This window comes from Streptomyces sp. NPDC025721 (assembly GCF_055558595.1).
Genome location: NZ_JBVHMF010000005.1, coordinates 18,519 through 40,863 on the forward strand (window position 1 = coordinate 18,519; position 22,345 = coordinate 40,863).

At 73.3% G+C, this 22,345-nt stretch carries 15 protein-coding genes; 8 read left to right on the forward strand and 7 right to left on the reverse strand.

Going from position 1 to position 22,345, the window contains the following annotated elements:
- Window positions 1-8: 8 nt before the first annotated feature.
- Complete coding sequence (locus tag ACZ4EF_RS09650) at window positions 9-1,004, reverse strand: helix-turn-helix domain-containing protein (protein ID WP_401311750.1); 996 nt, start codon at window positions 1,002-1,004, stop codon at window positions 9-11.
- Window positions 1,005-1,372: 368 nt separating this feature from the next.
- On the opposite strand from ACZ4EF_RS09650, the gene ACZ4EF_RS09655 reads away from it, so the two are divergent.
- Together ACZ4EF_RS09655 and ACZ4EF_RS09660 are read left to right on the forward strand one after the other, a co-directional pair.
- Window positions 1,373-4,252, forward strand: coding sequence for a protein phosphatase 2C domain-containing protein (locus ACZ4EF_RS09655; RefSeq protein WP_467503714.1), 2,880 nt, complete (start codon window positions 1,373-1,375; stop codon window positions 4,250-4,252).
- Window positions 4,253-4,338: 86 nt separating this feature from the next.
- Window positions 4,339-6,081 carry a pyruvate dehydrogenase gene (locus ACZ4EF_RS09660; RefSeq protein ID WP_355338838.1) on the forward strand — a complete coding sequence of 581 codons (1,743 nt, stop codon included), beginning with the start codon at window positions 4,339-4,341 and terminating at the stop codon, window positions 6,079-6,081.
- Window positions 6,082-6,245: 164 nt separating this feature from the next.
- On the opposite strand, the gene ACZ4EF_RS09665 is transcribed toward ACZ4EF_RS09660, so the two are convergent.
- A complete protein-coding gene (locus ACZ4EF_RS09665) occupies window positions 6,246-9,086 on the reverse strand; it encodes a fascin domain-containing protein (RefSeq protein WP_467503716.1) in 2,841 nt (946 codons plus the stop codon).
- A 384-nt stretch (window positions 9,087-9,470) separates the two neighbouring features.
- Here ACZ4EF_RS09665 and ACZ4EF_RS09670 point away from each other — a divergent pair, with 384 nt between their 5' ends.
- The gene (locus tag ACZ4EF_RS09670; protein ID WP_355338844.1) at window positions 9,471-9,926 is read left to right on the forward strand and encodes an ATP-binding protein; all 456 of its coding nucleotides are present in this window, start codon (window positions 9,471-9,473) and stop codon (window positions 9,924-9,926) included.
- 80 nt (window positions 9,927-10,006) lie between these two features.
- Here ACZ4EF_RS09670 and ACZ4EF_RS09675 read toward each other — a convergent pair whose 3' ends face one another.
- The 3 genes from ACZ4EF_RS09675 to ACZ4EF_RS09685 form a co-directional block, all read right to left on the reverse strand.
- Window positions 10,007-11,074: a DUF2637 domain-containing protein gene (locus ACZ4EF_RS09675; protein ID WP_355338847.1), complete on the reverse strand. Its 1,068-nt coding sequence runs from the start codon at window positions 11,072-11,074 to the stop codon at window positions 10,007-10,009.
- A gap of 175 nt (window positions 11,075-11,249) precedes the next feature.
- Window positions 11,250-12,125 (reverse strand): (2Fe-2S)-binding protein, encoded by an 876-nt coding sequence (locus ACZ4EF_RS09680; RefSeq protein ID WP_401719681.1) that lies wholly within the window; start codon window positions 12,123-12,125, stop codon window positions 11,250-11,252.
- 241 nt (window positions 12,126-12,366) lie between these two features.
- On the reverse strand, window positions 12,367-13,350 hold the full coding sequence (locus tag ACZ4EF_RS09685) for an acetylxylan esterase (RefSeq protein ID WP_401719678.1): 984 nt from the start codon (window positions 13,348-13,350) through the stop codon (window positions 12,367-12,369).
- A gap of 417 nt (window positions 13,351-13,767) precedes the next feature.
- Between ACZ4EF_RS09685 and ACZ4EF_RS09690 the strand changes: the two genes are divergently transcribed.
- Window positions 13,768-14,496 carry a GntR family transcriptional regulator gene (locus ACZ4EF_RS09690; protein WP_355338857.1) on the forward strand — a complete coding sequence of 243 codons (729 nt, stop codon included), beginning with the start codon at window positions 13,768-13,770 and terminating at the stop codon, window positions 14,494-14,496.
- Window positions 14,497-14,584: 88 nt separating this feature from the next.
- Window positions 14,585-15,427: a Rossmann-fold NAD(P)-binding domain-containing protein gene (locus ACZ4EF_RS09695; protein WP_467346431.1), complete on the forward strand. Its 843-nt coding sequence runs from the start codon at window positions 14,585-14,587 to the stop codon at window positions 15,425-15,427.
- Between the two features lie 102 nt (window positions 15,428-15,529).
- On the opposite strand, the gene ACZ4EF_RS09700 is transcribed toward ACZ4EF_RS09695, so the two are convergent.
- On the reverse strand, window positions 15,530-16,282 hold the full coding sequence (locus ACZ4EF_RS09700) for a hypothetical protein (protein WP_391049409.1): 753 nt from the start codon (window positions 16,280-16,282) through the stop codon (window positions 15,530-15,532).
- Between the two features lie 222 nt (window positions 16,283-16,504).
- Window positions 16,505-18,166 (reverse strand): PucR family transcriptional regulator, encoded by a 1,662-nt coding sequence (locus ACZ4EF_RS09705; protein WP_391049580.1) that lies wholly within the window; start codon window positions 18,164-18,166, stop codon window positions 16,505-16,507.
- Window positions 18,167-18,439: 273 nt separating this feature from the next.
- Between ACZ4EF_RS09705 and ACZ4EF_RS09710 the strand changes: the two genes are divergently transcribed.
- The 3 genes from ACZ4EF_RS09710 to ACZ4EF_RS09720 are packed head-to-tail and all read left to right on the forward strand — an operon-like array spanning window position 18,440 to window position 22,229.
- Window positions 18,440-19,345 carry an FAD binding domain-containing protein gene (locus ACZ4EF_RS09710; protein WP_355338869.1) on the forward strand — a complete coding sequence of 302 codons (906 nt, stop codon included), beginning with the start codon at window positions 18,440-18,442 and terminating at the stop codon, window positions 19,343-19,345.
- Window positions 19,336-19,812 carry a (2Fe-2S)-binding protein gene (locus tag ACZ4EF_RS09715; RefSeq protein ID WP_355338872.1) on the forward strand — a complete coding sequence of 159 codons (477 nt, stop codon included), beginning with the start codon at window positions 19,336-19,338 and terminating at the stop codon, window positions 19,810-19,812. The genes ACZ4EF_RS09710 and ACZ4EF_RS09715 overlap by 10 nt, the downstream gene beginning before the upstream one ends.
- Before the next feature lie 2 nt (window positions 19,813-19,814).
- Entirely contained in the window at window positions 19,815-22,229 is a 2,415-nt protein-coding gene (locus ACZ4EF_RS09720; protein ID WP_467346428.1) for a xanthine dehydrogenase family protein molybdopterin-binding subunit, read from the forward strand.
- Window positions 22,230-22,345: the final 116 nt, after the last annotated feature.

The window sequence follows — 22,345 nt, forward strand, 5'->3', positions numbered from 1 at the left end:
CCCCGCGCTCATACGTCCGTGTCGCCGCGCGCCACCCAGCCGCGTTCGTAGGCGTGCCAGCCGAGCTGGAGGCGGGTGGTGACCTCGGCGATCTCCATCAGCCGTTTGACCCGGCGCTGCACGGTGCGCAGCCCGAGGTCGAGCTGCTTGGCCGCCGAGGCGTCCGTCAGACCGGCCAGCAGCAGCGAGAGGATGCGCAGGTCGGTGCTGTCCGGCGCTTCGGGGGACTCCTCGGCCACGGTGCCCGTCCCGTCCAGGCTCAGCGGCATCCCCTGCCGCCACACTCCCTCGAACAGCCCCATCAGCGACTCCAGCAGCCCGCTGGCGTGCACGACCAGCGCGGCGGGCTGGGCGAGGCGGCGGGTCAGCGGCACCATCGCCAACGACCGGTCGGCCACCACCAGTTTGGTCGGCACCCGGTCCACCACCCGCACCTGTTCGTTCCTGCCGAGCGCGGCGGACACCTCCGTGAAACCGCTCGGGCTCGTCACGACGGAACGTTCCAGCACCACGCGGTACGTGACGCCGCGTCGGGACGCCTCCTGCTCGGCGTCGTTCTCCGTCCCGGTGATGGCCACCGGGCGGTCGGTGACCAGGGCGCAGACCTCGCTCTCCGCGCCGAACTGGAGTTGCAGGAAGCGCTGCGCCACCGCGTTGGCTCCGGTGACCACCTCGACCAGGTCGTGCACGGCCGGTTCCGTCGCCTCCGCCCGGAACTCGGCGGCCAGGACGGCGGCGGCCAGCTCCGCCTGCTCCAACTCGTGCCGCTGCCGGGTCAGCAGCGCCGACAGCGCCACGGCCGGTGGCGCGGCGACCCAGCGGCCGGGCCGCGCCGACGACTGCGCGACCAGCCCGTGCCCCTCCAGCCTGCGCAGGATGCGGCCCGCGTCCTCCTCGTTCAGCCCGAGGCGGTGCGACAGGTCGCCGACCTCGGCCGCGCCCAGGCCGACCAGCGCCCGGTAGGCCGATTCCTGCGCTTCGTCCAGACCGATGGCGCCGAGCACGGAGCCCCCTCCCTGCGGTGATGGTGACGGTGGCGGAAATGAGCCACGGCGGTTTCCCGCCTTGGTCATCTTGTACTCCCGCAGGTCCGCTCTGCCAGTGTGATCGACACCGAGCTTTGCGGAGAGCTTCACGGGGAGCTTTCCGGTGGCTTCGCGGGAGGCGGGACGGAGGGCGCCGGGGACGGTGTCCGTGGCAGCCCCCGGAAGAAGTCTCCGGACGCGTCCGAAGGTCTCGGTGCGGTCCCCGGAGGATCTTTCCCGAGGTCCCGGCCGGGGACGGCGACTCCGCCGGGCGGCCCTGCTGTGGGGGCGGGGCCGGCCCGGCGGTTCCACGTTTCCCGGCGGCCCGCGCGGTGGACAATAAGGGCATGAGCCAGCAGGGGGACTCCCACAGCAGCCAAGAGGACGACTGGTGGCGTCAGTTGTACGACGACGACGCGGCCACGCCGTCCGCCACGCCGGATTCCGTCGACGCGCACTTCGATACGGCGCTGGACGCGGTGGCGCCTCCGCCGCCGACGCCGGCCGCCGACACGTTGCGACTGCGTCGGCCCACTCCGCCGCCTCCGCCCCCTTCCTGGCCGGGGCCGCCGCGCACACCGGGTGCGCCTCCGGCGCCGGTCCCGACCACGGCGCCGGTCTCGGCTCCGGAGCCCGCTTCGGTGTCGATTCCGGCTCAGCAGGACGCGTCGCCCGAGGTACCGGCCGACGTGGTGCCGGTCGACGTGGTGCCGGCCGACGTGGGGCCGGCCGACGTGGTGCCAGCCGAGCGGCCGGTCGAGCCGCCGGTCGAGTCCTCGGCCGAACCACCCGCCAAGCCGTCGATCGCCGCGCCGGACGCGCCGCCGGTCGATGACGCTCCCGCGTGGGACGCCTGGTCGGCCGAGCCGACCTTCGGCACGGCGCCGCCGCCACCGGAAGAGGCTCCGGAGGCCGCCGCGCCCGAGCCCACTCCGCCGCCCCGGCCGGAGCAACGCCCTTGGGACGCCTGGTCGTCCGCACCCACCTTCGCCGAACGCCCCGAGCCGTCGGCCCCCGCCCCGGAGCCCCGCGAGGCGCCGCGCCCCGCGTCCGACTCCTGGTGGACCCGCTCACCTTCGGCCGCCCCCGAGCCGGCACCGGCGCCGGAGCCCGTCGCCGAAGAGCCGGAGGCGCCGGAGGGCGATACGCCCGGAGCCTCGTGGGACGCGTGGTCGGCCACCCCGACCTTCGCCGTCGAGGACCCCCCGCCCGCTTCCCCGGACGAGCCTGCCCTCTGGCCCCGCACCGCCTGGCAGGCCCCGACCCCCGAGACGGCCGAACCGGCACCGGCCGAGCCGGACCATTCCGGACCGCCGTCGCCGAACGACTCGGCACTCGACCAACTCCTGGCAGCCCGCCGCCCCGCGCCCGAGCCGCCCCCCTCCGACAACTCCTGGGCCACCCCCGAGGCGGACCGCCCCGAGGCCGAGCCCCACCGCCCGCTTACCGCCCCGACCGGCGCGGCGGACCCCAACTACCCCTGGCCGCCCGCCCCGACCACGCCGAGCGCACCCCCGAGCCCGCAGACCGCCCCGCCCGGACCTGCCCCCGATCGTTCCCCTTCGGCGGCCCAACCACCCGCCCCTGCGACACCGGACGAGCCCGCCCAGCCCATTCCCCCGCAGCCGTCCGCCCCGCCCGAGCCCCGCCGCCCGTGGGTCCCCCCGACCGAGGCGGAGCCCGCCCGGTCGGGTCCCTCCTCGCAGGCGGCTGACGCCGAGCCTGTCCCGGCCGACCGGGAGGCCCCCACCGCCTCCCCGGAGCCCGGCTCTCCCTGGGCTGTCCCGCCCGTGGCGGAGGTCGATCGCTCCTGGGCGGCCCAGCCGCCCGCCGTACCGGAGCCCGATCAGCCGAGCCCCCCGCAGCAGTCCGCCCCGGCCGAGCCCCGCCGTCCCTGGGTGGGTCCGACTGCCGTGGGTGTGCCGACCGCAGCGCAGAACGATCAGCCGGGTCCTTCTCCGGAGGCACCGGCCCAGCCGGGTCCTTCTCCGGAGACACCTGCGGCCGAGGCCGAACCGGTCGAGCCGGAGCCCGATCCGTCACGCCCTTCGCAGGCGGCTGACGCCGAGTCTGTCCCGGCGGCGCCGGGCGAGTCCGCCGTATCGGGGCCCGATCAGCCCAATCCCCCGCAGCCGTCCGCTTCGGTCGAGCCCCGCCGTCCGTGGGCGGGGCCCGCGGTCGTCGGCGTGCCGGTCGGCGGGCGGAAGGGGCAGGCGGGGGAGCGGGACGGTGCCGAGGCCGGGACCGGGGCGACCGAGGGCGCAGGGAAGGCGGCCGGGTCGGCGGCGGGGTGGGGGCGGGAGACGGGGTTCGTGGAGGGGGAGGTGCGGTGGGCGCCGGAGCTGCCGCCCGGGTGGGTGGCGGCGGTGGGGGCGCGGGACGAGGTCGCGGAGCCGGAGGTGGTGGGCGGGGGGCCGCCGACGTACGCGGCGGAGCCGACCGCGTGGCCGGAGGCGGAACCGGACGACCTCGGCGCCCTGGTGGCGGACACGGTGCTGGACGGCGCGCGGTACGGCCGCATGACGGTCCGGACGGTGTCGCTGCGCGGCGACTCGGCGCGGTACCGGGGCCAGCCCCGCAGGGACGCCCTCCTCACGGCCCGCTTCGGCAGCGGCGACGAGGCGCTGCTGCTGGTCGCGATGGCCAGCGGCGCCCGCGCGGCGGACGACGCGCACAAGGCGGCGCAGGACGCGGTGCGGTGGATCGCGGGCGCGGTCGGCCGGAGCAGGAACCGGCTCTCTGACGACCTGCGCGCGGCCCGCAGAGGCTCGCTCAAGTCGGGCCTGCACCGGCTGACCGACCGTTGCTACGGACGCCTGCGGGCCCGCGGCGAGGACCTGGGCCTGGACGAGGGCACGTACACCGCCTCGCTGCGCTGTCTGCTGCTGCCCGCGGACCCGGAGTGCCGGACCCGGCTGTTCTTCGGCGTCGGCGACGGCGGACTGTTCCGGATCAGGGACGACACCTGGCAGGACCTGGACCTGGCGCCGGACGAGACGGCGGCGCCGTTCCGCTTCCGGGCCACCGTCGCGCAGCCCGGCGACGCGCTGGTGATGTGCAGCGGCGGCCTCGCGGAACCGCTGCGCGGCGAGCCCGCACTGGCCGTCCACCTGGCAGGCCGCTGGGGCGCGGGACCGCCCGGCATGGCCGCGTATCTGGCCGACGCCCAGACCCGCGTCAAGGGCTACGCCGACGACCGGACGGCGGTGACCGTCTGGGACGCGTGACCGGGCGCGCCCTGGCGCTCCCGGATGCGGGGCCACCCACTTCCCGGTGAGATGAGAGGAGTCACCGACGAGGACAGGTGGGCCCGATGGCGAAGCAGACCGTGGCCGAGCAGTTCATCGACGTGCTGGTGCGCGCGGGCGTACAGCGCGTGTACGGGGTGGTGGGCGACAGCCTCAACCCCGTCGTGGACGCCGTACGCCGCAACCGTTCCATCGAATGGGTGCACGTACGCCACGAGGAGGTCGCGGCCTTCGCGGCGGGCGCGGAGGCCCAGCTCACCGGCAAGCTCGCGGCCTGCGCGGGTTCCTGCGGCCCCGGCAATCTGCACCTGATCAACGGCCTGTACGACGCGCACCGCTCGATGGCCCCGGTGCTGGCGCTCGCCTCGCACATCCCCAGCAGCGAGATCGGCACCGGCTACTTCCAGGAGACCCACCCCGACCAGCTCTTCCGCGAGTGCAGCCACTACAGCGAGCTGATCTCCAACCCGGCGCAGATGCCGCGGGTCCTCCAGACCGCCATCCAGCACGCGGTGGGCCGCGGCGGCGTCAGCGTCATCAGCCTGCCGGGCGACATCGCCGCCCAGACCGCGCCGCAGCGCAGCATCGAGCACGCCCTGGTCACCCGCCGCCCCACCGTCCGCCCCGGCGACGCGGAACTCGACGTCTTCGCCCGGCTCGTCAACGGCGCCAACAAGGTCGCCCTGTTCTGCGGCAGCGGCACCGCGGGCTCGCACGACGAGGTGATGGCCTTCGCCGAACGCGTCAAGGCCCCGGTCGGCCACGCCCTGCGCGGCAAGGAGTGGATCCAGTACGACAATCCGTACGACGTCGGCATGAGCGGTCTGCTCGGCTACGGCGCCGCGTACGAGGCGATGCACGAGTGCGACCTGCTGATCCTGCTCGGCACCGACTTCCCGTACAACGCCTTCCTGCCGGACGACGTGACGATCGTGCAGGTCGACGTGCGGCCCGAGCACCTCGGGCGCCGCTCGAAGCTGGACCTGGCGGTGTGGGGCGACGTCGGCGAGACGCTGCGCTGCCTGACGCCGAAGGTGCGGGAGAAGTCCGACCGCAAATTCCTCAACCGGATGCTGAAGAAGCACAGCGACGCGCTGGAAGGCGTCGTGAAGGCGTACACCCGCAAGGTCGACAAGCACGTGCCGATCCACCCGGAGTACGTGGCGTCCGTGCTCGACGAAGAGGCCGCGGACGACGCGGTGTTCACCGTCGACACCGGCATGTGCAATGTGTGGGCGGCCCGTTATCTGACGCCCAACGGCAAGCGCCGCGTCATCGGCTCCTTCACGCACGGCTCGATGGCGAACGCGCTGCCGCAGGCGATCGGCGCGCAGTTCCTCGACCGCCGCAGGCAGGTGGTGTCGATGTCGGGCGACGGCGGCTTCACCATGCTGATGGGCGACTTCCTGACGCTCGTCCAGTACGAACTCCCCGTCAAGGTCGTGCTGTTCAACAACTCCTCGCTCGGCATGGTCGAGCTGGAGATGATGGTCGAGGGCCTGCCCGCGTACGGCACCACCAACCACAACCCGGACTTCGCGGCCATCGCCAACGCCGCCGGGGCCTACGGCGTCCGGGTCGAGAAGCCCAAGGACCTGCGGGACGCGCTGCGCGGCGCCTTCCGGCACAAGGGGCCCGCCCTGGTCGACGTCGTCACCGACCCGCACGCCCTGTCCATCCCGCCGAAGATCACCGGCGAGCAGATCGGCGGCTTCGCGCTGTCGGTGGGCAAGGTCGTACTGGACGGCGGCGTCGGCAAGATGGTGCAGCTCGCGCGCTCCAATCTGCGCAACGTGCCGCGCCCGTAGCCCCGTTCGGCTCCGTTGTGACCCAGGACCGCGCCCTCCGGCACACCCCGACCGGCACGTTCCACCGGCTCGACCCCCCGTCCCGGTCCAGCGGTGCCCGGACAATCAGCCGTCGCTGTACGGGTACCGCGGGACGGAACAGGGGGCCGACGGAGGAAAAGCCGTCAACTCTGGATCAGATCGAACTCCTCCCACTGCCCGATGGCCGCCCGATTCGCGATCAGCGCCGCCGCGCCCCCGTTCTCGGCCGTCACGTACTGGTTGTTGACCCGCGCCCGCAGGCTGACGCTCCCGTCGCCGTTGCGCACGAGCTGGAACTGCTCCCAGGTGCCGACCGCGTCGACCTTGGCGAGCAGCGGGGCGGCGCCCGCGTTGTCGGCCGTCACGTACTTGTTGTTGGCGTGCGCGCGCAGCGCGATCCAACCGCCGCCCTGGTCGATCTCGTCGAACTGCTCCCAGGGCCCGATGGCCGTACGGTTGGCGATCAGCGGCGCCGCGCCCGCGTTGTCCGCCGTCACGTACTTGTTGTTGGCGTGCGCGCGCAGCGAGACCACCGTGCCGCCGCCGGGCGCGGTGCCGCCGCCGTCCAGACCGATCTGCACATTGCCCAGGTGCTTGGCGGCGGTGGCGGGGGAGCCGGAGACCTGCGCGTAGGGCAGCGCCGTGGTCGGCGCGGCCACCGGCTCGACGAGGTACGACTGCCCCGAGGCGACCGGCACATTGAAGGTGCCCGCGGTGGTCGGCGCGACCACGACGGCGTTGCTCGAACCGTTCACCACCTGCACCGACTGACCCGGCCAGGGGTTGCGCACGCGCATGGTCTGCGACGACCCGGCCTGGATGGCGACCGTGACCGGGGTGCCGTTCTGGACCTGCACGTCCACCTTGGTGTTGCCCTGCACCGAGACCGTGCCCGCCGCGTCCCAGCCGGCCGGCCAGGCCGGGGCGATCCGCAGCAGCCCGTCGTAGTCCTGCACCAGCGCCTCGTTCAGCGCGGTCGCGACACCGGACGCCTGCTCGATGTACGCCTCCGTGCCGACGGTGTTGCCGAGGTCGGCCAGCCCGTTGATGTACACCTGGTGGCTCTGGGTGATCGACGTCAGCCTCGCCGCGACCTCACTGGCCAGCCCGAGCCTGGCCGCGTCGATCGCGTCCATGCTCCAGTCGTTGCCCCCGGTCACCGCCCGGTGGTTGTACGAGCGCACCGCCAGGTCCCGCAGCGACCCCGGGTCGTCGGTGACCAGGTTGTACGGCCACACCGGCTCCAGGTCGATGTTCTCGCTGTTCCTGATCTGCGCGGTCGGCTGGTACGAGTACGCGATGATGTCGTTGTTCGACGCGTCCGCCGACGGCGGCAGCACCTGCGTACGGCCGTAGTCGGTACGCGCCCACGCCGGTATCTGGCCCTGCGCGGTGGTCAGTTGCGAGATCAGCGCGGTGTCCCCGGTGTTGAGGAGCTGCGCCGCCTTGATCACCACGGGGAAGAGCGCGGCGTCCGCGGCCAGGTCGGTCGTCGGGTCCTGCACCGCCCACTGCGTCTCGTGCGCGTTGGCGACCGCGTGCAGCTTCCCGTCCGAGCCGACCTTCTGGTAGTTGAGCAGGAAGGTCGCCGACGACTTCAGCAACGGGTAGTACGTGCGCAGGAAGTTGATGTCGCCGGTGGCCAGGTACTGCTGCCAGATGAACAGGCTGATCTCGGCGCCCGAGGTGATGTTCAGGGCGTTCCAGTTGGGGCTGCCCGGCTGGCTGCACGCCGCGTTGGCGCCGTTGCCCGGGTCGCCGCCGTTGCCGTTGAACCGCATGACCTCGGGGACGCAGGCGCCCGGTGTGCCGCCCATCTGCTGCTTGGTCCACGCCTCGATGGCGGCCAGGTTGTTCTGGTAGAGGTTGAAGATCGGGATGTTCAGCGCGAAGTTGCCGCTGCTGGTGTTCGCGGAGATCTGGGTGCGCAGATTCCACAGCCAGGTCGCCGACGGCGTCCAGTTCTGGTGGTCCTGGCCGAAGTTGAACATGTCGGCGACGCCCGCCTGGCTGCCCGGCACGGTGCCGCGCATCGAGGCGGCCTCCATGTACAGGTACAAGGTGCGCAGCGTCTCCATGTACTGCGCGGTGCCGTCGGCCGAGTTCGCCTCAAGCACACCGGAGTTGGCCCAGAAGCCGGACCACCAGGACTGCTGGGAGGACAGCAGCGAGGACTCGGCGGCGGTCGCGTCGGAGCCGAGCAGATTCGCGGCGGTGGTCGCCGCGTTGCCGCCGGTCCAGGCCGGGGCGCCGAGGATCACCCGGTAGGAGCCGTCGGCGTTGGGGGTGAACGCGACCTTCACCTGGGTGGAGTTGACCACCGAGGCGGTGACATTGCGACCGCCCGCGGAGAGCGCGGCCAGCGAGCCGAAGGTACGGCCCGAGGAGCCCGCCTCCTGGTTGTCCACCCAGGTCTCGGCCAGCGTGCCGACGGTGCCCGAGACGGCGGCCTGCGGACCGCGGCCCGACCACAGGCTCAGCGTCGCGGTCTGCTGGGCGCCCGGATCGGCGCCGGTGACGTCCACGATCAGTTCGTCCTTGGTCGCCGACACCCAGGACTTGAGGGTCATGCCGCCGCCGGACTCGGTGAGCACACCGGTGTAGACGTCCAGCGAGCCCTTGAAGTCGCTCGCGTTCGTCAGCGCGGACAGGCCCGGAATCTGCACCTGGCCGGGGGACTTGCGGCCCGGCAGGGTGTCGGCGCGGTTGAGCTGCGCGGTGAAGCCGCCCGCGGCCCAGGCGGCGGCGCCCAGCGAGCCGTTGCCCAGCGGCAGCGACTGCGCGGCGGCGGTGTTCGGCGAGCCGAGCACGATGTTCGAACGGCGGATCACATTGGGGGTGTCGACATGGAAGCCGCCGTTCTGCCAGGCCGTGGTCGCGGTCGCCGCCGCGGCCGGCGGGGCGGCGGCGGGGACGAGCAGGCCCGCGGTGAGCAGGCCCGCCGCCAGAAGTGCGGTGGTGACGAGCGCGGGTGGTCGGATCATTCGCCGACGTCCGAGTTTTCCTTGCGGTGAGTACACGGGCCCCTCCCGAGGCAACGGGACGACAACACAGGCGCAACACCCAAGAGACACATGGGATGAGTGCGCCACAGAGTGGAGGCCGTGACCGCGTAGTGTCAAGGATTTTCACAACGCCGACTCGGCTATACATCGGACCTCTTCAGGGAGTGGAGGTCAGAGTGCCTGCCCGGGTTGAGAATCCGCGACGGCGGCGGCGCGATCCGCAGACCTCCGATGTGACGTCGGCTGCGCGCATCCGGGACACATCAGGGGATCACGCGCGCAGGACTGGAACCTGTGGGGCTGGGAATGCCTATCGGCAAGAAAGTTCGACCGGGGAATCGCGGCGGCGACCGGAGCGGGGCCATGGAAGAGCCCGAAGCAGGGGAACTGGGGGATCAGACGGACATCACGGGGCAGATACTGCGGCATACGGTGCGGCACGCCGACCTCCCGGCCGTGGCCGAGGTGCGTCGCCTGCTGCGCGAGCATCTGCGGGACTGGGGAGTGCCCGTGCTCTGCGACACGGCGGAGCTGCTCGCCACCGAGCTGGTCACCAACGCACTGCAGCACACCACCGACGGGGCGGTGCTCACCGCCACACTCGTCCCCGGGCGGACGGCCGGGGAGCGGCTGCGCGTCGAGGTCTACGACGACCTCGCCCGGCACCCGAGGCTCCCGGCCCAGGCGACCGCCCCCGAGGACCACGGCACTTCGGGCCGCGGGCTCCTCCTCGTGCAGTCCCTGGCCGACGCCTGGGGCGCGCACTCACGCGGCAAGGGCAAAGTCGTCTGGTTCGAAGTCGACGCCCGCCGCGCGTGACAGCGCCCACGGGGCGGGTACCCGGGTATCTCTCCCGTGCCCCACCACCCGTGGGCGGCAGTCGACAACCGGCTTTCGGCTCAGCCGAATTGGCGTTCCATTTCCTCCAGCTTGCGTTCCAGGGAGTCCAGTCGGGGGAGGGTCATCGTGTCGTCCTCCGCCGTCAGGTCGATGGTGAAGGGGGCCGCGGCGTCCTCGCGTACCGGCTGGAGCGCCGGACGGGCGCGGACGGGGAGTTCGGCCGCGTGGGCCTCTATGGCAGGCTCCGATGCGGCCTGGCCGCTGCCGCCCGCGGCACTGGCCGCCGGAGGCAGTTCGACCTGACGGCCGCCCCGGCCGCCACCACGCGGCCAGTTCCTGTGCTGCCGGTTGAGCGCCTTGACGCGCGCCCGCTCCAGCCGGTCGTGGTCGCGGCGGCGCATCACGTTCTGCTCGCGCTCCCGCTTGTCCTCCCGGACCTCCTCGACCGCCTCGTCCAGCGTGCGTACGCCTTCGAGGAGCATCAGGGACCAGGCCGCGTACGTCTCACGCGGTGCCCGCATCCACCGCACCATGCGGATCTGCGGCAGCGGACGCGGTACGAGCCCCTGCTCGCGCAGCGCCGCCCGGCGGGTCTGCTTCAGCGCGCGGTCGAAGAGGACCGCGGCCGAGAGCGACATCCCGGCGAAGAACTGCGGAGCACCGGCGTGGTCGATACCGCGCGGCGCGTGCACCCAGTTGAACCAGGCGGCGGCGCCGGCGAACAGCCACACCAGCATGCGCGAGCCGAGAGCAGCGTCACCGTGGCTGGCCTCACGGACGGCCAGTACGGAGCAGAACATCGCCGCGCCGTCCAGGCCGAACGGGACCAGGTACTCCCAGCCGCCGGTCAGGTTGAGGTTCTCCCGGCCGAAGCCGACCAGGCCGTGGAAGGAGAGGGCCGCGGCGACGGCGGCGCAGCAGAAGAGCAGCACGTACGAGGCGCTGCCGTATATCGCCTCCTTGCGGCGACGGCGCTCCTCACTGCGCTCCCACGAATCCACCTGGGCGCCGTCGGCGCTGCTCGAACTCGCCTTGCGGTTGCGGAAGACGAGCACGCAGGCCACGAGGACGACCAGGCCGATGGCCCCCGAGAGCGCCCAGTCCAGCGATATGTCCGTAAGTCTCATGTGCGATTCCTAGTGTCGCTTCCGTCGCGCTCGGGCCGCGGGACGGCTTACGAGCGACATCTTTGCGAAGAGCGCGGATGACTGGAGAGGTTATGGCCCAAGAGCACGCCTTCGGATGGATTGCTCGAACTTCCGTGCCACAACAACTCAGTTGAGCGAGATCGTAGCGTGATCGTCAGGCCGCCGAGACCAGCCGCCTGATCCGGTCCGCGTCGCAGGTCCGCGGGCAGGTGGTGCAGGCATCGGCCGGACTGATCGTATAGAACCGGCAGCAGGTGAGCCGGTCCCGGGTCCGGCTCACGGGCGGTGACGGTACGTCAGTACCGGTCGGGACCGTCAGTTCGCGGAATGCGGCGCCTCCCGCATACGGCGTAGTGCCACCGGGCAGCAGCGCGGCCAGCTCCGCCGCGGCCCGCTCCTCCTCGCCCAGCAACTGCCCCACGCGCCAGAGCCCTTCGGTGATCTCGTCGGTCGCCATGCCCCACAGCGCACGCGGTCCGCGCCGCAGCCGCGGCCCGAACCCCTCCAGCAGCGGCGCGAGATGCTCGGCCAGCGCGGCCCGCAGTTCGTCGCGCAGTGCCGCCTCGTCGGGCACGACGCGGGCGTGGGGGAGCGCCGCGGCCGGGTCGTCCGGCAGGCAGGCGAAGGAGCGCGGCCGTACGGTCATCCGGCCCGCGGCGCGGTGGAAGGACACGTCGGTGACCGCCAGCCGCGGCACCCGGCGGCTGAGGAACCACGGCACGGTGAAGAGCAGGCACGCGGGCCACGCGTAGCGGTGCAGCGCCAGCGCCGCCGCCACGTCGGGCCGCGGGCGGCGGCCGTGGTCGGCCGTGACCTGGGCGGCGACGGTGTCCGTGAGGGCGTCCGCCGCGGCGCCGCCGTCCGCCAGTTCGCGCGCCCCGACCCAGCCGGGGCCGTGCGGCAGCGGCTGGGTCACGTCGGTCGCCTCGGTCACGACGAGGCCGGGGAAGACCTCGGCGAGCCGGTCGTACGCCATGGTCAGTGGCGAGCCGGTCGGTGCGGCGGGCGGCAGGATTCTGGACACGGGCATGCGGCTCACCATCGGGTGTTTCGAGCGACACGAGATCGTTACGAGGTAAGGCTTACCTTACTCATGGAGAAGGGTTCTTGAGCAATCCGGGGTGTTTGCCACTACGGCATTCGGGGGAAAGGCGTGCCCGCACGCCCCCCTCCGGCTGCCCCGCGCCCCCTCCGGACCGCCCTGGCCGCTGCCCGTCCTGGCCGCTGCCCGTCCTGGCCGCTGCCCGCGCCGGGCGTGTCGCGTCGGTCCGCTACCGCTGGGCCTCCAGGTCGCGGAGCCAGCGGAGCTGGGTGGCGCGGTGCTCGGCGGAGCCGCCCTCGTGGCCGTTCCAGGGGTAGACGCTGATGTCCTTCGTGCTGCCCGACCAGTGGTTGTACGAGGCGAAGACCGTCGACGGCGGGCAGACCTGGTCCATGAGCGCCACCGAGTACAGCGCGGGAGCCGTCGCGCGGGCGGCGAAGTTGAGGCCGTCGAAGTACGAGAGGGTCGTGAACACGTCGTCGTCCGTGCCGCGTTGGGTCGCGAGGAACAGCACGATCTCCTGGTACGGGTCCCGGTCGGTGAGGGTCAGCGCGCGCCGGAAGTGCGACAGGAAGGGCACGTCGATCAGCGCCGCGGCGACCCCCGGGTGCAGTCCGGCGGCGGCGGTCGCGATGCCGCCGCCCTGGCTGCCGCCGGCCACGTACACCCGCCCGGCGTCGACGGCGGGATGGGCCGCCGCCACGTCCACCGCGCGGACGGCGTCGGTGAAGACCCGGCGGTAGTAGTACGCCTCGGGGTCCAGGATGCCGCGGGTCATGAAGCCGGGGGCCTGCGGGTTGCCGCCGCCGTGCGGGTCCGGCGTCGAGCCCGCGCTGTTGCGGCCCACCGCGCCCTGGCCGCGGGTGTCCACCACCAGCGCGGCCCGGCCGGTGGCGGCCCACACCAGATGGTCGTGCGGCAGACCGCGCCCGCCGCCGTACCCGATGTACTGCACCACGCACGGCACCGGGCCCTCCGCGCCGCGCGGCACGACCAGCCAGGCGGATATCGGGTGGCCGCCCCAGCCGGAGAAGGTCGTGTCGAAGACGTCGACGGCCGTCAACGCGGCGTCGACGGGCAGGAATTCGGCGTCGGGAGCCGACCGCGCCGCCTCGTCGAGCGTGCGCTTCCAGAAGGCGTCGAAGTCGTCGGGCTCGTGGCGCTCCGGCCGGTACGAGCGCAGTTCTTCGAGGGGCAGATCGAACAGGGCCATGCGGACTCCATGGGCGAGAGCGAACCGAGAGTAAACAAGGTCGCACAAGAATAAACGAGACCGCACGTCCGGTCGGCTCCGCCAGCCCGGTCCGTTCTCTCGGACTGGTCCAATGCCGTGGGGGATAAGGCCGTTGGACCAGTCCGCTCATGGTTCCGGAAGCTGACGTCGGACCTGTCCGACGTCACTGCGTCGCACGGAATCCGGTGCGGGGAATTCCCGTCGGCGGGCGGTGACCGGCGCGCGTACGGCGCTCCGCGCGATACCCCGCGGGGGTAATGCGCGGGCGGCCGGGGACACCACCGGCGCGGGTTACGCTTACCGCACTGCGCCACCCGAGTGGCGTCACCAGGCACTGGTCACCGGTCACGGCCAGGACGGCCGGTCACGCTCACGGAGTACGGAGAGGGACGCCGCGTGGAACGAGCCGCACCCGGGGGCGCCGAGCAGGTACGCGGCGACCACCCGCACGCCGGGCAGCCGGAGCTGCCCGCGCCGCGGCGCATGCCCGAGCGGCTGTCCGTACGCGACCAGGTGCTCGGAGCGCTGCGGCACGCGCTGGTCAGCGGTGAGCTGCCGCCCGGCACCGTGCACTCCGCGCCCGCCCTCGCCGGCCGCTACGGCGTCTCCGCCACGCCCATCCGCGAGGCCATGCAACTGCTGGCCCGCGAGGGCGCCGTCGAGGTGCTGCCCAACCGCGGCTTCCGGATCACCGAGCGCAGCGCCCGCGACCTGGCGGAGCTGGCCGAGATCCGCGCCCTGCTCGAGGTGCCCGTCGTCCTCGGCCTCGCCCGCAGCGTCACCGCCGACCAGTGGGAGGCGCTGCGCCCGCTGGCCGAGGCGACCGTGACCGCCGCCGCCCTCGGCGACCGGGCCGCCTACGCCGAGTCCGACCGCGCCTTCCACCGCGCGATGCTGGGCCTGTCGGGCAACCTCCAGCTCGTCTCCGTCGCCGACGAGCTGCACCGCCGCGCCCAGTGGCCGCTGGCCGTCCCGCGCCCGCCGCACGCCGCCCGCCCGGCCCCGGCGGAACTGCTCGCCGACGCCACCGAGCACGCCGTACTGCTCGACGCCCTCGTCGCGGGGGACACCGACACCGTCGAGGCGCTGGTCAGGGAGCACTTCTCGGGCGCCGCCCGCGGCTGAGCCGGTCGAGACGGCCGAAGACGCCCGCGTATGCCGGTGAGCGGGTCGGCCATGGTCCGGGGGAGGGCCGCTGACGTTGGCTTGACCCATGACGACAACAGACGCACGACACGAGACGGTGCTGGTCCTCGGCGGCAACGGGAAGACCGGCCGCCGCGTCGCCGCCGGGCTGCGCGAGCAAGGGTTGCGGGTACGGATCGGCTCGCGGGCGGGCGAGCCGCCGTTCCTCTGGGAGGACCGGGGGACCTGGCCGAAGGTGCTCGACGGCGTCCGCGCCGCCTACATCGCCTACTCCCCGGACCTGGCCGCGCCCGAGGGCGCCGACGACGTGGGCGCCTTCGCCGCGCTCGCCGTGGAGCTGGGCGTACGGCGGCTGGTCCTGCTCTCCGGCCGCGGCGAGCCGGGCGCGCTCCGCGGCGAGCGGGCCGTCCAGGACAGCGGCGCCGACTGGACGATCGTACGGTCGAGCTGGTTCGCCCAGAACTTCAGCGAGGACTATCTGCTGGAGCCGGTGCTCGCCGGGGAGATCGCGCTGCCCGCGGGTGAGGTCGGCGAGCCCTTCGTCGACGCCGAGGACGTCGCGGACGTCGCCGTGGCCGCGCTGACCGCGCCGGGGCACGAGGGGAAGGTGTACGAGGTCACCGGGCCCCGCCTGCTCACCTTCGGCGAGGCCACCGCAGAGATCGCCCGCGCCACGGGGCGCGACATCCGGTACACGCACCTGCCGGCCGCCGAGTACGCCGCCCTGCTCGGCTCCCACGGGCTTCCCGCCGAGCTGGTCTCGCTCCTCACCGACCTGTTCACCGAAGTCCTCGACGGCCGCAACGCCCACACCGCGGACGGCGTCCGACAAGCCCTGGGGCGTCCGCCGCGCGACTTCACCGAATACGCCCTGCGGGCCGCTTCCGAAGGCGCCTGGACCCGGGGCTGACTCCGCGCCGCCCCGGGGAACACAACCGCGAGGACCGCCGCCACCGGCAGGTGTCCGGAGACGCCCGAACCGCCCCGCCGGGGCCGGTGGCGGGGGCCTGCCCTAGGCCGCCGTGAAGGCCGGGGCGAGCCAGGTGGGGACGCCGTCCAGGAGGGCGTAGAGGCGGGCGGCCTCAAGGCGGAGCCGGGCTGCCTCGGGCTCGTCCTCGACATCGGCCAGGGCGAGCAGCGCCGGGGCGGTGCCGACGAGGTGCCCGAGGGAGACCCGGATGCGGAGGGACTCCGCGAAGCCGTGCCGGGCCTCGGCGATCTCGCCGTCGGCGGCGGCGAGCCCGGCGAGGTGGCGCCAGGTGAAGGAGGTCAGGAAGACGTCGCCGTGGGCGACGGCGCCGGCGTGGGCGCGGCGGTAGGCGGCGCGGGCGGCAGCCGGATTGGCGGCGATGTTCTCGGCGACCAGGCCGCGCCGGAAGTCCAGCAGCGGCCTGCCGGGAGAGGCGGGGGACAGCAGCGCGGCGGCGCGGCCGAACGCGGAGCTGGCCTCGTCGGCGCGGTCGCGTACGGAGAACAGCGTCGCGCCGTACGCGAGGTACCCCCGTTCGGAGGCGGCGGCGCCGCGCTCCTCGTCGGTGCCCGCCAGCGCCTCGGCGGCGCGCAGCGCGTCCTCCGCCTCGGACCAGCCGTCGAGGTGGTAGAAACACCCCTCGACCAGCAGTTCCGCCCTCCGTAGCGCGGCTCCGGCGTGGTCGGCGCAGAACGGCGCGAGCAGTGTCGCCGCCTCCGCCCAGCAGCCGCGAGCCCGCAGCCGCCATACGTCCGGTTCCCCGACCACCGATTCCGACAGGGCGGTTTCCGCCACAGTCTCTCCCCCAAGCGCGTCGTCGAGCGAGTGCGAGTTCCTGCTTACGTGCAGTGGCCGAAGTCCAACATGGCGCGGGGGTCCACGCCAAGGGGTTGGAGATCACCTTTTGTGAACGGGATCACTAATGCCTGTTCGGCAGGTCGGACGGTCCAACAGGTGAACGTGTGAAGGAGATTCGACGGCCACTTCGGCGGGCGCGCCGCCCGTACCGCCGTGCCGTCAGCTCATCCGCAGCGCGAGGAAGAAGTCCAACTTGTCCTCGAGGCGCGACAGATCACGCCCCGTCAGCTGTTCGATCCGCCCGATCCGGTACCGCAGCGTGTTCACGTGCAGGTGCAGCCGGGTGGCGCAGCGCGTCCAGGAGCCGTCGCACTCCAGGAACGCCCCAAGGGTCGGGATGAGGTCGGCGCGGTGCCTGCGGTCGTACGCGCGCAGCGGGTCGAGCAGCCGGGCGGTGAAGGCGCGGCGCACGTCGTCGGGGACGAAGGGCAGCAGCAGGACGTGGGAGGCCAGCTCCTCGTGCCCGGCCACGCAGACCCGGCCGGGGCGGGCCGCGGCCACCCGGCGCGCGTGCCGGGCCTCCTCCAGGGCGCCGCGCAGCCCCTCGGCGGACTGCACGGCGGCGCTGACGCCGATGGTCAGCCGTCCGTCGTCGGCGAGCCCGCGGCCGAGCGGGCCGCGCAGCACGTCGAGCAGCCGGTCGGCGTGCAGGGTCGCGGGGGAGTCCTCGCCGCCCTCCTGGGCGCCGGGGACCGGCGGCGGCAGCGGTACCAGCGCCATCGCCTTGTCGTCCAGGTGCGCCACCGCGATCCGGTCCGTCGCCTCGGCCCCGGCCGCCGCCGGGTCGACCAGCACTTCCTCCAGCAGGTCCCGCGCCACCGGCCCCGGCGCCAGGTCGCCGCCCGCCCAGTCGACCCGGGCGACCACGATCTGCCACTGCGGCGCGCCGCCCGCGCCCGGCACCAGGACGGGCGCCGCGGCCCGCAGCCGGGCGCCGATCTCGGCGGGCGGCGCCCCGCCGCGCACCAGCTCGAAGACCTCCGCGGCCAGCCGCCGCCGTACCGTACGGGCCGCGTCCCGCCGCTCCCGCTCCACCGCGATGAGCTGCGTGACGCCGTGCAGCAGGTCCAGGCGCTCCGCGGGCCACTCTCCGGCGTCCGCCTCGACGGCGAGGAACCAGTCGGACAGTACGGTCGCCCGTACGTCCTCAGCCCCCGCGCGGACCGGGAAGAGCGAGTAGATCCGGCCGCCCTGGACCGCGACGCGGTGCGGCGCGGGCCGGGCGGTGCGGGCGGCGGCCTGCTGGGCGCCGGCCAGCTCGGCGCGGACCGAGGCGGCCAGCGACTGGCCCGAGCCGCCGATCTCCCGGCCGACCGCGGACAGCACCCAGGCGCGCAGGTCCAGGTCGCTGCCGAGCAGGTCGAGCACGGCGTCGGGGCCGCCGCCCGCGGGCCCCGACGACATCAGCCGCCGGTGCCGGTCCACGACCGCCGCGAGATCACCCGCCCGGCCGCCGGAGACCTGCCGGACCACGTACTCGGTGACGGTCGCGAAGGCCACCGTCTCGTCCACCGCGAACAGCGGCAGCCGGTGCCGGGCGCAGGCGGCCACCAGATCCTGCGGGATCGTGCTCAGCCCCGCCTCGCCCGCCGCGAGCGCCGCCACCCCGGCGCCGGCCAGCAGCCGGACGAAGGGCTCGCAGTCGCCGGGGCCGCGCCGCCAGGCCAGACCGGTGAGGACCAGTTCGCCGCCGGTCAGATAGCGGCTGGGGTCGCGCAGGTCCGTGGTCATCACCCCGCGGACCGTACGGTCCAGCTCGTCCTCGCCGCCGAGCAGCCGCAGGCCGAGGGCCTCGGTGTCCAGCAGTGCGCGCAGCCGCATAGTCGTCGCCTTGTCCTCTGCCGGGTCGTGGTCGCGGTCCCGGCCGTTGTCGCGGGAGCCCGGGGTCGCAGTGTCGAACACCGGTGTTGCGGGTGGGCTGCCGCGAGGTTTCGGAGCGGACCCTTTCGGAGGAATCTACAAGACCCACCCCTTGGCCAGCCAACCGCTTCATGTTTTCGGTGACTGCACCCGGACGGCCCCACAGCCGTGTACTGGGGCCACCCCGCGTGTACAGGACATGAACAGCCCACTCGGATTCGAGAAGAGAACCCCATGGAATTCCTGCGCCCCGCCAGCTGGGAGGAAGCGCTCGCCGCCAAGGCCGAGCATCCCTCCGCTGTGCCCATCGCGGGTGGCACGGACGTGATGGTCGAGATCAACTTCGACCACCGCAGGCCCGAGTTTCTGCTGGACCTGAACCGCATCGGTGAGCTCCAGGAGTGGGAGGCGGCCGAGGACACCGTCCGGCTCGGCGCCTCCGTCCCGTACACCCGGATCATGGAGAACCTCAGAGCCGAGCTGCCCGGCCTCGCGCTGGCCAGCCACACCGTCGCCTCCCCGCAGATCCGCAACCGCGGCGGTGTCGGCGGCAACCTCGGCACCGCCTCCCCGGCCGGTGACGCCCACCCGGCGCTGCTCGCGGGCGGCGGCGAGGTCGAGGCGCAGTCCGTACGCGGCACCCGGCTGATCCCCATCGACGACTTCTACCGGGGGGTGAAGCGCAACGCGCTGGAGCCCGACGAGCTGATCCGCGCCGTGCGGCTGAAGAAGGCGACCGGGCCGCAGCAGTTCTCCAAGGTCGGCACCCGCAACGCGATGGTCATCGCGGTCTGCGCCTTCGGCCTGGCCCTGCACCCCGAGATCCGCGAGGTCCGCACCGGCATCGGCTCGGCCGCGCCCACCCCGATCCGGGCGCGGACGGCCGAGGAGTTCCTGGCCGCCGCGCTGGACGAGGCCGGGCTGTGGGAGAGCCGCGGGGTGATCCCGCCCGCCGTCGCCCGGCAGTTCGCGGAGCTGGTCTCCGGGGCCGCCAACCCGATCGACGACGTCCGCGGCACCGCGTCCTACCGGCGGCACGCGCTGGCCGTCATGGCCCGCCGCACGCTCGGCTGGTCCTGGGAGCAGTACCGCGGCAACGAGCCCCACGAGCTGGACGACAGGAGCAAGCCATGCGCGTGACCTTCACCGTCAACGGCAGTCCGCAGGAAGCCGACGACGTATGGGAGGGCGAGAGCCTGCTGTACGTGCTGCGCGAGCGGATGGGCCTGCCCGGTTCCAAGAACGCCTGCGAGCAGGGCGAATGCGGCTCCTGCACGGTCCGCCTGGACGGCGTGCCGGTGTGTTCGTGTCTGGTCGCCGCGGGCCAGGCGCAGGACCGCGAGGTCGTCACCGTCGAGGGCCTGGCCGGTGAGGGCGGTGAACTCTCCACCGTCCAGCAGGCGTTCGTGGACGCGGGCGCCGTCCAGTGCGGCTTCTGCACCCCCGGACTGCTGGTCGCCGCCGACGAGTTGCTCGAACGCGTCCCCGAACCGTCCGACGGCGACATCCGCGAGGCGCTGTCCGGCAACCTGTGCCGCTGCACCGGCTACGAGAAGATCCTCGACGCCGTACGGCTGGCCGCCGCCCGTACCGAAGGAGCGGTGTGAGCATGCCCAACACACCCGCGCCCGGCGCCGGTTCGTCCGTCACCCGGACACCCACCAGCCTCACTCAGGGCGCCGCCTCCAAGGGCGGCATCGGCGAGTCCACGCTGCGCCCCGACGGCATCCTGAAGGTCACCGGCGAATTCGCCTACTCCTCCGACCTGTGGCACGAGGACATGCTGTGGGGCTACACGCTGCGCAGCACCGTCGCGCACGCCGAGATCCGCTCCATCGACACCTCACAGGCGCTGGCCACCTCGGGCGTCTACGCGGTGCTCACCTACGACGACCTGCCCACCGAGGTGAAGAACTACGGCCTGGAGATCCAGGACACCCCGGTCCTCGCCCACGGCAAGGTCCGCCACCACGGCGAGCCGGTGGCGCTGGTCGCCGCCGACCACCCGGAGACCGCGCGCCGCGCCGCCGCGAAGATCCGCGTGGAGTACGTCGACCTGCCGGTGATCACCGACGAGGCGTCCGCCACCACGCCGGGTGCCGTCCTGGTCCACGAGGGCCGCGAGGACCACCACATCGGCCATGTCCCGCACCCCAACATCGTCCACCGCCAGCCCATCGTGCGCGGTGACGCGGACGCGGCGGCGGCCCGCGCCGACGTGGTCGTCAGCGGCGAGTACGTCTTCGGCATGCAGGACCAGGCGTTCCTCGGCCCCGAGTCCGGCCTGGCCGTGCCCGGCGAGGACGGCGGCGTCGACCTCTACGTGGCCACCCAGTGGCTCCACTCCGACCTGCGGCAGATCGCGCCGGTCCTCGGGCTGCCGGAGAAGAAGGTCCGGATGACGCTCTCCGGCGTCGGCGGCGCCTTCGGCGGCCGTGAGGACCTGTCGATGCAGATCCACGCCTGCCTGCTGGCGCTGCGCACCGGCAAGCCCGTCAAGATCGTCTACAACCGCTTCGAGTCCTTCTTCGGCCACGTCCACCGCCACCCCGCCAAGCTCTGGTACGAGCACGGCGCGACCCGCGACGGCAAGCTCACCCACATCAAGTGCCGGATCGTGCTGGACGGCGGCGCCTACGCCTCCGCCTCCCCGGCCGTCGTCGGCAACGCCGCCTCCCTGTCGGTCGGCCCGTACGTCGTCGAGGACGTCGACATCGAGGCGCTGGCCCTCTACACCAACAACCCGCCCTGCGGCGCGATGCGCGGCTTCGGCGCGGTCCAGGCGTGCTTCGCCTACGAGGCGCAGATGGACAAGGTCGCGGCCGAACTCGGCCTGGACCCGGTCGAGTTCCGTCAGCTCAACGCCATGGAGCAGGGCACGCTCATGCCGACGGGCCAGCCCGTCGACTCGCCCGCGCCGGTCGCCGAACTGCTGCGCCGGGTCAAGGCCCGCCCGCTGCCGCCCGAGCGCCAGTGGGAGGTGGCCGGGGGAGCCGCCGACGTACGCGCGCTGCCCGGCGGCCTGTCCAACACCACGCACGGCGAAGGCGTCGTACGCGGTGTCGGCTACGCGGTCGGCATCAAGAACGTCGGCTTCTCCGAGGGCTTCGACGACTACTCCACCGCCCGGGTGCGGATGGAGGTCATCAACGGCGAGCCGGTCGCGACCGTGCACACCGCGATGGCTGAGGTCGGCCAGGGCGGCGTCACCGTGCACGCCCAGATCGCCCGCACCGAACTCGGCGTCACCCAGGTCACCATCCAGCCCGCCGACACCCGGGTCGGCTCGGCCGGTTCCACCTCCGCCTCCCGGCAGACGTACATGACCGGCGGCGCGGTGAAGAACACCTGCGAAGCCGTACGCGAGAAGGTGCTGGAGACCGGCCGCCGCAAATTCGGCACCTACCACCCGGCGTGGGCCACCGCCGAACTCCTGCTGGAGGGCGGCAAGGTCGTCACCGACGGCGGCGAGGCGCTGGCCGACATCGCGGACGTCCTGGAGGACGAAGCCGTCGACCTGGAACTGGAGTTCAGGCACCGCCCGACCGTCGCGTTCGACCTGCGCACCGGACAGGGCAACGGCCACGTCCAGTACAGCTTCGCCGCGCACCGCGCGGTGGTCGAGGTCGACACCGAACTGGGCCTGGTCAAGGTGGTCGAACTCGCCTGCGCCCAGGACGTCGGCAAGGCGCTCAACCCGCTGTCGGTCGTCGGCCAGATCCAGGGCGGCACCACGCAGGGCCTGGGCGTGGCGGTGATGGAGGAGATCATCGTCGACCCCAGGACCGCCAAGGTCCGCAACCCGTCCTTCACGGACTACCTGATCCCCACGATCCTCGACACGCCGACCATCCCGGTCGACGTGCTCGAACTCGCCGACGAGCACGCGCCCTACGGCCTGCGCGGCGTCGGCGAGGCGCCCACGTTGTCGTCCACTCCCGCGGTCCTCGCGGCGATCAGGAACGCGACGGGGCTGGAGTTGAACCGGACCCCGATCCGGCCGGAGCACCTGACCGGAACCTAGGCGGCCGGGGGGCTCCCGCCCCCCGGTCCCCCTTTCTTGTTCGTCTCGGGCCGTCCCCCGGGTCGTGCAGGCCACGCAGATCCCAAATCCCGTACACCGCGTACGAGTGCCCCTGT